Source organism: Streptomyces sp. NRRL F-2664 (assembly GCF_000719345.1).
GTDB lineage: Bacteria > Actinomycetota > Actinomycetes > Streptomycetales > Streptomycetaceae > Streptomyces.
Genome location: NZ_JOFX01000003.1, coordinates 281,119 through 291,951, shown reverse-complemented (window position 1 = coordinate 291,951; position 10,833 = coordinate 281,119). Strand labels below are relative to the sequence as shown.

Annotated in this window: 17 protein-coding genes and 2 pseudogenes; 10 read left to right on the top strand and 9 right to left on the bottom strand. The window is 69.9% G+C overall.

Annotated features, from left to right (window positions below):
* The coding region (locus tag IF89_RS0105885; RefSeq protein WP_030762192.1) for a catalase at window positions 1-1,530 on the top strand (1,530 nt) is incomplete at its 5' end.
* Window positions 1,531-1,629: 99 nt separating this feature from the next.
* On the opposite strand, the gene mscL is transcribed toward IF89_RS0105885, so the two are convergent.
* Window positions 1,630-2,073 carry a large conductance mechanosensitive channel protein MscL gene (mscL, locus tag IF89_RS0105880; protein WP_030762189.1) on the bottom strand — a complete coding sequence of 148 codons (444 nt, stop codon included), beginning with the start codon at window positions 2,071-2,073 and terminating at the stop codon, window positions 1,630-1,632.
* A gap of 428 nt (window positions 2,074-2,501) precedes the next feature.
* Between mscL and IF89_RS0105875 the strand changes: the two genes are divergently transcribed.
* Both IF89_RS0105875 and IF89_RS0105870 read left to right on the top strand, forming a co-directional pair.
* Complete coding sequence (locus IF89_RS0105875) at window positions 2,502-3,131, top strand: hypothetical protein (RefSeq protein ID WP_051806827.1); 630 nt, start codon at window positions 2,502-2,504, stop codon at window positions 3,129-3,131.
* A gap of 120 nt (window positions 3,132-3,251) precedes the next feature.
* Window positions 3,252-3,536, top strand: coding sequence for a hypothetical protein (locus IF89_RS0105870; protein WP_030762183.1), 285 nt, complete (start codon window positions 3,252-3,254; stop codon window positions 3,534-3,536).
* A 110-nt stretch (window positions 3,537-3,646) separates the two neighbouring features.
* Here the strand turns inward: IF89_RS0105870 and IF89_RS0105865 are convergent, their stop codons facing one another.
* From IF89_RS0105865 to IF89_RS0105855, 3 genes are all read right to left on the bottom strand, one after another.
* Window positions 3,647-3,973 carry a tetratricopeptide repeat protein gene (locus tag IF89_RS0105865; protein WP_030762180.1) on the bottom strand — a complete coding sequence of 109 codons (327 nt, stop codon included), beginning with the start codon at window positions 3,971-3,973 and terminating at the stop codon, window positions 3,647-3,649.
* A gap of 30 nt (window positions 3,974-4,003) precedes the next feature.
* Complete coding sequence (locus IF89_RS0105860; RefSeq protein ID WP_063831254.1) at window positions 4,004-4,537, bottom strand: hypothetical protein; 534 nt, start codon at window positions 4,535-4,537, stop codon at window positions 4,004-4,006.
* Between the two features lie 162 nt (window positions 4,538-4,699).
* Window positions 4,700-5,011: a hypothetical protein gene (locus IF89_RS0105855; RefSeq protein WP_051806826.1), complete on the bottom strand. Its 312-nt coding sequence runs from the start codon at window positions 5,009-5,011 to the stop codon at window positions 4,700-4,702.
* A gap of 92 nt (window positions 5,012-5,103) precedes the next feature.
* Here IF89_RS0105855 and IF89_RS0105850 point away from each other — a divergent pair, with 92 nt between their 5' ends.
* From IF89_RS0105850 to IF89_RS0105845, 3 genes are read left to right on the top strand one after another with little or no spacing between them, the layout of a single operon-like run.
* Window positions 5,104-5,481 carry a hypothetical protein gene (locus IF89_RS0105850; protein WP_158717815.1) on the top strand — a complete coding sequence of 126 codons (378 nt, stop codon included), beginning with the start codon at window positions 5,104-5,106 and terminating at the stop codon, window positions 5,479-5,481.
* Window positions 5,478-5,618, top strand: coding sequence for a hypothetical protein (locus tag IF89_RS45845; protein WP_158717814.1), 141 nt, complete (start codon window positions 5,478-5,480; stop codon window positions 5,616-5,618). The genes IF89_RS0105850 and IF89_RS45845 overlap by 4 nt, the downstream gene beginning before the upstream one ends.
* Window positions 5,608-6,045, top strand: coding sequence for a hypothetical protein (locus IF89_RS0105845; RefSeq protein ID WP_158717813.1), 438 nt, complete (start codon window positions 5,608-5,610; stop codon window positions 6,043-6,045). The genes IF89_RS45845 and IF89_RS0105845 overlap by 11 nt, the downstream gene beginning before the upstream one ends.
* Before the next feature lie 102 nt (window positions 6,046-6,147).
* Here the strand turns inward: IF89_RS0105845 and IF89_RS0105840 are convergent, their stop codons facing one another.
* Together IF89_RS0105840 and IF89_RS0105835 are read right to left on the bottom strand one after the other, a co-directional pair.
* Window positions 6,148-6,690, bottom strand: coding sequence for a DapH/DapD/GlmU-related protein (locus IF89_RS0105840; protein ID WP_030762168.1), 543 nt, complete (start codon window positions 6,688-6,690; stop codon window positions 6,148-6,150).
* Window positions 6,691-6,999: 309 nt separating this feature from the next.
* A complete protein-coding gene (locus tag IF89_RS0105835) occupies window positions 7,000-7,410 on the bottom strand; it encodes a RidA family protein (protein WP_030762166.1) in 411 nt (136 codons plus the stop codon).
* 79 nt (window positions 7,411-7,489) lie between these two features.
* Here IF89_RS0105835 and IF89_RS0105830 point away from each other — a divergent pair, with 79 nt between their 5' ends.
* Window positions 7,490-7,861 carry a winged helix-turn-helix transcriptional regulator gene (locus tag IF89_RS0105830; RefSeq protein WP_030762163.1) on the top strand — a complete coding sequence of 124 codons (372 nt, stop codon included), beginning with the start codon at window positions 7,490-7,492 and terminating at the stop codon, window positions 7,859-7,861.
* A 66-nt stretch (window positions 7,862-7,927) separates the two neighbouring features.
* Window positions 7,928-8,413, top strand: a pseudogene (locus IF89_RS0105825) (LysR substrate-binding domain-containing protein); the annotation flags it as partial.
* Window positions 8,414-8,628: 215 nt separating this feature from the next.
* Here IF89_RS0105825 and IF89_RS0105820 read toward each other — a convergent pair.
* A complete protein-coding gene (locus IF89_RS0105820; protein WP_030762157.1) occupies window positions 8,629-9,336 on the bottom strand; it encodes an SDR family NAD(P)-dependent oxidoreductase in 708 nt (235 codons plus the stop codon).
* Here IF89_RS0105820 and IF89_RS47495 point away from each other — a divergent pair.
* Together IF89_RS47495 and IF89_RS49595 are read left to right on the top strand one after the other, a co-directional pair.
* Window positions 9,299-9,655: a TetR family transcriptional regulator C-terminal domain-containing protein gene (locus IF89_RS47495; RefSeq protein WP_234327664.1), complete on the top strand. Its 357-nt coding sequence runs from the start codon at window positions 9,299-9,301 to the stop codon at window positions 9,653-9,655. The genes IF89_RS0105820 and IF89_RS47495 overlap by 38 nt on opposite strands.
* A 2-nt stretch (window positions 9,656-9,657) precedes the next feature.
* Complete coding sequence (locus IF89_RS49595) at window positions 9,658-9,831, top strand: hypothetical protein (protein WP_420706881.1); 174 nt, start codon at window positions 9,658-9,660, stop codon at window positions 9,829-9,831.
* A gap of 56 nt (window positions 9,832-9,887) precedes the next feature.
* On the opposite strand, the pseudogene IF89_RS49590 reads toward IF89_RS49595, so the two are convergent.
* Together IF89_RS49590 and IF89_RS0105810 are read right to left on the bottom strand one after the other, a co-directional pair.
* Window positions 9,888-10,040: pseudogene (locus tag IF89_RS49590) on the bottom strand (transposase); the annotation flags it as partial.
* A gap of 231 nt (window positions 10,041-10,271) precedes the next feature.
* Window positions 10,272-10,649, bottom strand: coding sequence for a hypothetical protein (locus tag IF89_RS0105810; RefSeq protein WP_158717812.1), 378 nt, complete (start codon window positions 10,647-10,649; stop codon window positions 10,272-10,274).
* Window positions 10,650-10,833 lie beyond the last annotated feature (184 nt).

The window sequence follows — 10,833 nt, the reverse complement described above, 5'->3', positions numbered from 1 at the left end:
ACCCACCACACCCTCTGGAACATGTCCGACCGCGGCATCCCCCGCTCCTACCGCATGATGGAGGGCTTCGGCGTCCACACCTTCCGCCTCGTCAACGCCCAGGACGTCACCACGTTGGTGAAGTTCCACTGGAAGCCCAAGCTGGGCGTGCACTCCCTGGTCTGGGAGGAGGCCCAGATCCTCGCGGGGGTGGATCCCGACTTCCACCGCCGCGACCTGTTCGACGCGATCGAGTCCGGCGCGTACCCGCAGTGGGAACTGGGCATCCAGGTCTTCCCGGACACTCCGGAGCAGACTTTCGAGGGCATCGACCTCCTCGACCCCACGAAGATCGTCCCGGAGGAGCTCGCGCCGGTGAAGCCGGTCGGGTTGCTGACGCTCAACGCCAACCCTTCGAACTTCTTCGCCGAAGTGGAACAGGTCGCCTTCCACACCGGCCACCTGGTGCCCGGCATCGACGCCACCGACGACCCGCTTCTGGCCGGGCGGAACTTCTCCTACCTCGACACGCAGATCAGCCGGCTCGGCGGCCCCAACTTCCCCCAGCTGCCGATCAACCGCACCCACGCCCCCGTCAACGACATGCTGCGGGACGGCATGCACCAGACGGCCGTGCACCGTGGCACGGCGCCGTACAAGCCCAACAGCCTCGACGGCGGCTGCCCCTTCTTCGCCGGGGCCGACACCGGTGCGTTCATCGAGGTGCCCGTTGAGGTCCCGGCCGGACACAAGGTCCGTGAAGCCCCGGCCTCCTTCGCCGACCACTTCTCCCAGCCCCGCCTGTTCTGGCTCAGCATGAGCGCCGTGGAACGCGAGCACATCATCGCCGCCTACACCTTCGAGCTGTCCAAGTGCTACGAGCAGGCCATCAAGGAACGCACATTGGCCGTGCTGGCCAACATCGACAGCGAACTGTGCGCCCAGGTCGCCGCCGGCCTGGGGCTGCCGGCACCGGCGGCAACCGAGCCGCTCGCGGACGTCCGGCCCAGCCCGCGCCTGTCGCAGATGGGCGAGACCTGGCCCCCGGACGGGCGGATCATCGGCATCGTCACCGACGCGGCCGGTGACCTGGCGGGCATCGCCGCAGTCCGCGAGGCCGTCCTGGACGCGGGGATGGTGCCGCTCGTGATCGGCCCGGTGGGCGGACACCTGCGCGGTGAGGGACACCCGGTGACGGTGCAGCGCACCTACGCCAACGCGCGTTCGGTGGAATTCGACGCCCTGCTGTTCGCCGGCACGCCCGCAGCGGGCGCGGACGCCTACGGCGCCCGCGATGCCAAGGCCGGCGACCCCAGGCCGGCCACCGGCGACCCCCGCATCCTGGCCCTGCTCGCCGAGGCGTACCGGCACGGCAAGGCCATCGCGGGCTGGAACGATGCCGAGCGCCTGTTCGAAGCAGCCGGCATTCGCCACGGCGAGGCCGGCGTCGTCATCGCCCACGACGGCCCTGGTGCTCTGCGGCAGCTGACCGACCTGCTGGGGACCCACCGGGTGTGGGAACGATTCCCTGCTTCGGCTGCCGCCGGATGAGCCCGCGGCGCTGGGCATGACCGGCCGGCGCCCTCACCTCTGATCGACCCAGCGCGCCCCATCGGGGGGCGGCCGGTGGCGCACCGGTCACCGGGGCCGTCACCCGGCGCGCTGGGTCGCCTCGCCTGCCTGGGCGGGTACGGCGGGCAGGGGGACGGTGCAGGAGGCGCAGCGTCGGGCGGCAGCCGGTACGGGGCTGAGGCATTCGGGGCAGTCCCGTTTGGGGGCCTGGACGTCCTGGTGGGGCGCGAGGCGTTCGTGGAGCTTGTTGATCGGGAGGACGACCAGGAAGTAGAGGGCGCTCGCGAGGAGGACGAAGCTGATGGCCGCGTTGATGAAGGCGCCGTAAGGGAATTCGGTGGCCCCGACGGTGAAGGCCTTTCGGCTCATGTCACCCGTGGCCCCCGTGGCCAGCCCGACGAGTGGTGTCAGGAAGGCCCCGACGAAGCCGTTCACCACGGCGGTGAACGCTGCCCCGATCACGATGCCGACGGCCAGGTCGACCACATTGCCGCGCAGGATGAAGCTGCGGAAGCCCTTCACCTTCTCACCCCTCCAAGAAACGTCGTGCGGCACGGAGGCCCGGTCGGATACCGAGCCTCTGCCTCGGATGCCCGGTCATGCCGCACCCATGTCCGGCGTGGACAAGCACCGCCGACGGGGAACGGAACGGCACGGCGACTGCTGGGCGCCGCGAGGGGCCGCGGTGTCACTCCGGCCCTGCTCCGGCGGCGCCCCGGCCCACGTGGCGCAGCCCCTGAGCTGTCGGCGGATGCGAGAAGCAGCCCGGCCCTGACTGCCGGTGAGCAGGGAGGATCGTCCCGCCGCCCGCGACGGCGAAATGTGCAGTGCGACGACGCCGGGACGGAGCGGATTCGTCCATGTGCGCGCCCCGCCTGGCAGGCGCCGTCGATCACCCCGAGCCTTGAGTCGGCCCTGCGCCCGCAGGGGGTGTGTCTGGAAGGACTCAGATGTCTCAACGCAACACGGTCATGCGCAGTCTGCACGACATCGGTCTGGCGGCCTGGTTCGGCGGCTCTCTCATGGGGGCCGTCGGACTCAACGGAGCGGCACGTCACGCCGTGAAGGAGTCGGTTCTCGCCTCGCGGATCGCCAGCGCCGGCTGGGCCGCCTGGACCCCGGTGAACGCGGCCGCCATCGGCGCCCACCTGGTCGGCGGAGCCGGCCTGCTCGGTGCCAACAGCGCCCGGGTGGCCTACCAGAGCGGCGTCGGTGCCTCCACCCTCGCCAAGACGGTCCTCACCGGAGCCGCGCTCGCCGCCACCGCCTACAGCCGGGTCCTGGGCAAGAAGGTCGAGCTGGCCTCGTCCCCCGACTCCGAGGACCAAGAGGCTGCCGCCGACCACCCGGTGGGGTTGGAGCAGGCGCAGCGCCACCTCGCGATGCTGCAGTGGGCCGTACCGGCCCTGACGGCCGGGGTGCTCGTACTCAACGCCCTGCACGGAGAGCAGCAGCGCCCCGAGCAGCAGCAGGCGGGAATGCTACGGCGCGCCGCCTCCCCCCTGGCCATGGCAGGCGGCAGAAGCATGGCCGCCGTACGCCGAGCCTGCCACCACGGCCCGATGGCGGGCCACTGCTGAAGCTGCAGGCCGGCCTGCCCTTCGGCCCCGTGCCGGAGGCTGCCCTGCAGCCGCTCGCCGACCTCGGTTCGATCCGCCCCGCCCACCACGGCCGACGTCATTCACACAAGGAGACAGACCATGGCCAGAGCCACCCCGCCCAAGGTGACGCAGCCCGTCACGGACGACAGCATCAAGGTGCGCCAGCTCAGCCACTACCAGTTCAGCTGGGTGGCCGGTGAGCCCGCTGCCCCGGGCACTCTCACCCTGCAGCTCGTACTCGACGAAGGAGCCTGGGAGGAGGTGCTGACCGTCGACGCCGACGACGCCGACGTCCTCCAGGACCTCCTGCGCAGCACACCGACCGTGCACTACGACGTCAGTCGCCGGACCCTGATGTTCGGCGTGACCGCCGTCGGTACCTGATCGCCCACGGGCCCAGCAGATCACCGCGGGATCTGCTGGTGCCCGGGCGCTGTGTGGTGGCACCCAGCGGGATGCGGGCCGGTGGACCGGGGCAAGTACGGTTCGAGGAATCACCTGATCACCGAGTCTGCGGCGTTCCTGCGCCGCAGCCAGTGCCACCACCGGCTCTGTGGCCGTTGGGTGGACATGGCCAGCGCTGTCTCCAGCGCGTTGCGGGTGCTCAAGGTGTGCGTGTGCTCGTCGCCCAGGATACGGACGCGGTCATCGAGGGTTCGGCGCAGCAGGTCCATCGCCTCGGCCTGCTCACCTGTACTGGTCAGGGCGAGAGCGAGGTTGTGGCGACTGGCAAGGGTGTCCGGGTGCTCGGGGCCCAGGATGCGAGTGCGGTCCTCCAGGGTCTGCCGGTGCATGCGCACTGCCTGTGCGTGCTCGCCCATCCCGTCGACCTCTGCCAGCGGCTGATCTGTTCAGGGCAGGTGCTTCCGGACGGACAGCCACTCCAAGGCCAGGTCACGGAGTGGACCGGGCTGCAGGTGGTACTGAAGCCGCTCGAACGGAGCCGTGATGTTCTTGATACGGCGCAGGTGTCCGATCTGTTCGCTCGGCTGATCCTGCCACCGAACGCTCTGACCACGGGCCTGCTGGGGCGTCAGAACCACCGCGTTCACGATGCCTGAGGCGATGGCAGCAGCATCCCAGTCGGAGTCGGCGGGGTCCGGACCAAGGTCCTCGATCATCCGCGTCCGGAGCCAGAAGTTGTGCGCGGCCATTCGTGCCTGATCCCACGGGCCGTCGCCATGCATGCGGGCATTGACCTGCAACGACAGCTTGGCCCACTGTTTCCGCAACTCCGCGGGCAGACGCTGGTCGTTCGCACGGGACAGCGCTACCACCCGGATGTGCTCCATCTCCGCGCCATCAACACCCGCACGATCCGCCCACTCACGGACCTCTTCGAAGGAGTGTCGGGACCATCCGTCGGTGCTCGCTCTGCTTTCCACGCACGAAGGATCCCTCACGGCCCGCATCGTGCCAGTTCTTCCCTCCGGTAGGTGTCTCCTGCGACACGCGCCGTTCCAGCAGGTGGGGAACGATCCGGTCCCGGAAGATCGCCCGGTTCTCCTCCGCCGGTAACCAGTGCTGCTCCGCCTCCGCCGGGTCGATCACGCGATGCCTTCCCGGATCTCGCAGGCCAGCTCTGTGTAGCGCTGCCGGGCGGCGGCGATCTGCTCACGGTCGGTGGAACGCAGCGCCTCGCGTTCCCGAGCCATCCGGGCCTGCGCAGCCAGCGCGCTCTGGATGACCTCCTGCGCGGGGTCCGGCTTGCTTTCCTCGGCAGCGATCAGCGCGGTGTAGGCGCCGACTGCACCGTTCACCGCCTCGATTGCAGCCTCGTACGCAGCCGTGTCCTCGTTGGACCAATCGTGCGACTCCAACTCGTGTGTGACGGACATGCCGTTGTCGGGTCCGGTCATGGGAGTTCCCCCTCCTCGTTGTGGATCATTCTTGTCGAAGCAGTCATAGGTGGGTCGATTTTTCCCCTGTGGTCTGTCTGGCCGTACAACCCGTGCCCGCCACCGGCGTGGGCGGTGCGGATCGGCCGTGGGTGCGGCCGTCGAGCAGCCGTGAGCGGTACCCGCTCGATGGCCGGCCCGTCGGAATCCTCGGCCGCCGCCACATTCACGGCCGTCTGCGCCCGGTCGGCCGGACCGTACCGTTGCGCCCGGACGCCGCCCGGCAGGTCGCCGAGCACCTCACCGCGGCCACGCCCGGGCACCCGTGGACGGGGGCGAAGTGCTCGGCGACGTGGGGGAGCGGCGACGTCCTCGACACCACCCTCGTCCACCCTGCCCGGTTCGCCGCGGTGAGCGCCGACCGGCCATCCACGCAGAGCAGGCGGGTCCGGCCGGGCCGGCGGTGCCGGGGGCGGATGGTGGTGCGGTGACCGACACGCTGCGGGTCACGGCCGATGCGGTGCCGCGCGAACACCGAGACCGTGCGGTGGCGCTGGCGGACCGGCAGGTACTGCGGCATCTCGGTGCCGGAACGCAACCGCACCACGCGGGCGGTCATGGCCTGTGAGGACGGGGTCTCCTCGTTCCCCTGCCGGCTTCCGCCCGGCGCCGTCGACGTGGCGGTGCTGCGCGGTGCCCGCGTCGGCGACCGCCTGGACGTCCCGGGGAGCACGCCGGTCGTGGAACTGGCCTTCCCCGCACCGCTGGCGACCGGCCAGATCGCCTCACTGGAGTACGAGGTGGTCTACGCCCCGCTCCGCGAGCCGGTGACCGAGTACCGCAGGGTCGCGCACGCCCGGGCCGACAACGTCGACCTGGTCGTCGAGTTCCCGCCGTCACTGCGGCCCGCACGCGTCTGGTGGACGGTCTGGGACCACCACCGGGACGGCACGGTCCTCGGTGAAGCGCCGGTGGCCATGTCCCCGGAGGGCTCGGTCCACCGCTTCGTCCTGGCACTGGAACATGCGGCGGCGGGCTTCCGCTGGACCTGGTAGGACCCCGGGCGCCGGGCACCACAGGATCGGGCGCGGGCTGTTCCGGTGGTCGGACGCGCGATACGGCGCCCGGCAGGTACGACGCGGGTTCCGAGAGGGTGGTCACCACTGTCGGTGAACCGTTGCCTTGCTGCCAGTCACCAGGCTTGCGGGTGGAACGTCATCGGCTACTACCGCGCCGGCTGCGACCACGGCGTCACGACCAATGCTGACGCCGGGGAGGATCGTGGCACCGGCACCGATCCACACATTCTCCGCTACATCGATGGGTGCACCGGTGAGGTACAGCCGCCGCTCCCCGGGATCGACGGGGTGGCCGCTGGTGATGAACGTGACCTTCGGTCCGATCATCACGCGCTCGCCGAGCCGGATGCCCGCGTAGTCCAAAAACGTGCAGTTCTGGTTGATGAAGACGCGATCAGCGAGGTGGAGGTTCAGGCCGTGGTCCGTGTAGAAGGGCGGATAGATCGTGGTTCTCGGCGGCAGGGGCTTGCCGAGGATCTGTTCGAACAGCTCCGCCTTGCCCGCTTCGTCCTCGAAAGGCAGGACGTTCAGGCGGGAGGTGAGGCCGGTGACCCGTAGGACCCTGTCGGCCATGGCCTGGAACTCGGCGCTGTGAATGCGCATGAGACGGTCGCTGGACAAGCCACGATCCTTTCTGTGCATGCTCGGCTCTCACCTTCGAAGCAAGGTGGCTCCGGCACGCGTTGACCGGGGCCACCTACAGCGCTCACCAAAGCCCAGCGCTCCTTGCACCAGGCGCACGGTCCAGGTTCGGGGAACAGGTACTGCGCTTGTTCCTCATCTTCGGCGGTCTGGCACTGGGTCGGGCGGCCCCATGAAGGCGTCGAGCTCTTCCATGATTTTGCGGAGCTCGCGGGCTCCGCGCGACGACATCGCTCGGATCAGTCGACCGAGATGTCTGACGTCTCAATCCTGCAACTCAGGGCCGACTCAATCGAGGATCGCGGTCGCCTCCACCTCGACCAGGACGTCGGACTCGAACAGGTAGTCGACTCCGATCAGCGAGGAGGGTGGAAGCGGCACCGTCAACCCGATCTCCTCCGCCACCTGCCCGACCCCTTCCATGAACGCGTCGATCTTCTCGGGCGCCCAGTCCGTGACGTAGAAGGTGAGCCTCAGGACGTCGGCGAACGACGCACCCGCCCCTGCGAGGCCCTTCCCGGTGTTCCGCAGCGCGTGCGCGACCTGTCCGGCGAGGTCTCCCGGGGCGAGGGGAGACCCGTCTGCCGACCGGGCGACCTGGCCGCTGACATGCACGTGACGGCTTCCCGTGCCCACGGCCACATGCTCGTAGGGGGTGGGCTGCATCATGCCTTCGGGTGTGAAACGGCGGACGGACATGGAGGGCTCCTCACTTCGACCAACTCGGTATACCTTTGCTACCTGGTAGACGAAGGACACTTCAAGGAGACCAGGTATCGTGCCGGTTACCACGCACAGCCACGACGGCGAGCTCAGGATCGAGCACCCCCACCGGGAGTTCCTCGACCAAGTGCTCGACAAGTGGTCGCTGAGCGTCCTCAACGAACTCTGCGAACAGCCCTGCCGCTTCAACGACCTGCGCCGTGCGATCCCCGCGGTGACCCAGAAGTCGCTCACCGCCACGCTGCGCCGGCTGGAACGCAACGGCATCGTGGAGCGCGTGCTCCTCAGTTCCCGCCCCGTCGCCGTCGAGTACCGGATCACCCCTCTGGGAAAGACCATGAGGCAGCCGGTCGAGGTGCTCCTGGAGTGGGTCGCGACACACATGCCCGAGGTGGAACGCGCCCGTCGTGCCTTCGACCTCGCCTGAACCGGAACTCACTCCGCGGCCGGCGGTGGTGATGACCGGCTCGAATCGAGTGCCGGTGCTCCGACGCTCCCGGACATCCACCACCACCTCGTCGGCAGGGACCGGCTGGTCATCGCCGTCCGGCCGGGCCACCCGCTCACCGAAGGCGCCCTGAATCCGGAGCGCTACGCGGCCGCCGAGCACCTCACCGTCTCCCGGCGCGGACGCCTGCGCGATCAGATCGACGACGCCCTGACCGCACGATGCCTCGAACGACGTGTGGTCGCCGCCGGACCCACCACTGCCTTCGCCCTCCAACTGGCCCTCGATACCGACCTGGTCGTCACCGTCCCCGACGCCGTCACCCGCACGGCTCGCGACCGACTCGGCCTGGTCACGCTGCAGCCGCCGCTGGCGCTGCCCGACGTCCCGCTGTACCTGCTGTGGCACCGTCGCTACGACGAGGACCGCGCCCACACCTGGCTGCGTGAAACGGCCGCCGGGACCGTCCGGGCACTCTTCGCGCCCCCGGCCCTCCCTCAACAGCACTGCTCCCGCAGCACCGCCGAGTGACCGGTACACCCGAGGGTCGGGGCGGCCACCGACCGGACCACCTCCGCCGACCCGGACACCGACCGGTGGACATGGACGCCGAACCTTGACCGGACGGCGCTGTCAGCAGCCGACGCTGACACCGGGCCGACACCTGGGCTTCGCGCGACGCAGGGAGGCGGCCGGGAGTGCGCCCCGTCGCTCAGCGGAACCGGGTGCGCACCCCCGGCCGTGGCTCAGGCCCGGGTGTAGCCGCCGTCTGCGAAGAGTTCGGCGCCGGTGACGAACGAGGAGGCGTCCGAAGCCAGGAAGAGGGCGGCTTCGGCGATTTCCTCGGCGTCGGCCAACCGCCCCAGGGGCACGACGGTCTCGGCGAACTGCTCGACGTCCGGCCCCGCGGCGCCCAGCAGGCCGGGGGTCCGCGTGGGTCCCGGGCTGAGCACGTTGACCCGGAATCGGCGCTCCCGCGACTGCCGGGCCCAGTTGTGCACGAGGTTGCTCAGCGCCGCCTTCGAGGCGCTGTAGACCTCGAGTTGCTCATTGGGCCGCACACTGTTGCTTGAGCCGACGACCAGGATGGAGGCGTTCTCCGCCAGCAGGGGGAGCGCCTTCTGAACGGTGAACAGCGGGCCCTTGACGTTCACCGCGAGCGTCAGGTCGACGTTCGCCTCGGTGTGGGCGCCGAGCGCGGCGTCCGCGACGATGCCCGCGTTGGCCACCAGTACATCAATGCGCCCGGCCTCCTCACGGACTCGCGCGTAGAGCGCGTCCAGGTCGGCCAGGACCGAGACGTCGGATCGTACGCCGGTGGCCGCAGGGCCGATCTCTTCGACGGCCGCCTTGAGGCGGTCGATGTCCCTGCCGGTCACGAAGACCCTCGCACCCTCCCGGACGAAGCGGTGGGCGATGGCCAGCCCGATCCCGCTGGTCCCGCCGGTGATCACGGCGACCTACTGGTGCACCGCAGTCCTGGAGGTGGCCGGAGGGCAGTTGGCAGGCGGCCCGGACGCAGAGGCCTTCGCCCGGCTGTCGAGATACGTGCACCTCATGGCGGAGAACACCGCCTCAGACACCGAGCGCCGCGGGTGCCTGCTGGCCAAGGGTGCAGCGGAACTGGCCCAGCATGATCCGACGGTTGCCCAACGGTCGGCCGAGACCATGACGGCACTGCTGACCCTGCTGCGGACGGAGATCAGCGCCGCCCAGCGCCACGGCGACATCGACAGCACTGCGGATCCGGAGCGGTTGCGGCCCTTCTGTTGACGGTGGTCCGCGGTATCGAGGCGGTGGGCAAGGCCGGCCTGGACCCGGAGACGCTGCGGACCATTGCAGACACCGCACTGGCGGTCCTGCCCGTGCCCGAGGGGCGGAAACGCCTCGCCACCGGGCGCAGTCCGGCCCGCGAGAACTCACGTGGTGCCGTCACGGCTTCGTCGTAGTGGGCGCGGGATGTCGGGTCGGTCGGCGCGGCGGACGCGGAGTGGGAGAAGGCCTGTGTGAGCTGCTCGTTTCCGCGTCGGGATGGTTGCTCGCCGTGGATCGAGGAGCCCGAGCTGCGGGTCGCTGGGGCGAGGCCGGCGTAGGCGGCGGACGGGAAGCTGGATCCGTCGTTGCGGGCCGGGGCCGAACTGGTCGATGGGTTGAGCACGGCCGGGGTATGGCGTGGAAATACCGCACCAACTCGCCCCGGCGGGGCCGGCCCGCCGAGCTCGGGCCGTTGCAGACCGCCCACAAACGCTTCATGAGATCGGCGTCGACGGCACGGGTGAGATGATCACTGCCGCCGTCCTGTCCTTTACCCCCGACCCTGAGGCGCTGAACGACAGAGCGGCGGCGCCCTCCCGGAAGGGGGGCGCCGCCGCCGGTCCGTGCTCCCCGGTCAGTAGGTGTAACTCAGGCCCGACTTGTACGGGGTCAGGGTGCGCTGGGACACCACACCGCGGTAGGTGTACCAGCCCCACTTCTTGCACATCGTCTGGTAGCTCAGGGTGTTGTACGCCCCCGACCCCACTCGCACGCGGGGGTAGATGACGTTGTCGCCCCAGTCGCCGCCGGCCGGACCGCTCGAGTAGGCGTCCACGGCCCAGTAGACGCCGACGACCGATCCGCCCGCCGGACAGTTCCAGCTGCCGAAGTTGACCCAGACGTTCCCGCCGGACCAGGCGCTGGCCGGGGCGGCGCTCAGGCCGACGACCCCCAGCGCCATGAACGAGCCCGCCAGCACGGCCCGGCACTTCCGCAACAGTGATCCACGCATGTGACCTCCCCAGTGACGGCTGCGCGCGTTGGTGCGCCGCCGCGCGCAGCAGCCTCCCATAATCGGCCACCCGATGGTCCGACTTTCGCTCAAATTACTTCTATATCGAACTATTGCGTGATATACGGACGCTCGTGCGGCAGGAGTGCGGCTCCGTAGGCGGTCTGGTCCGCATGCAGGCCAT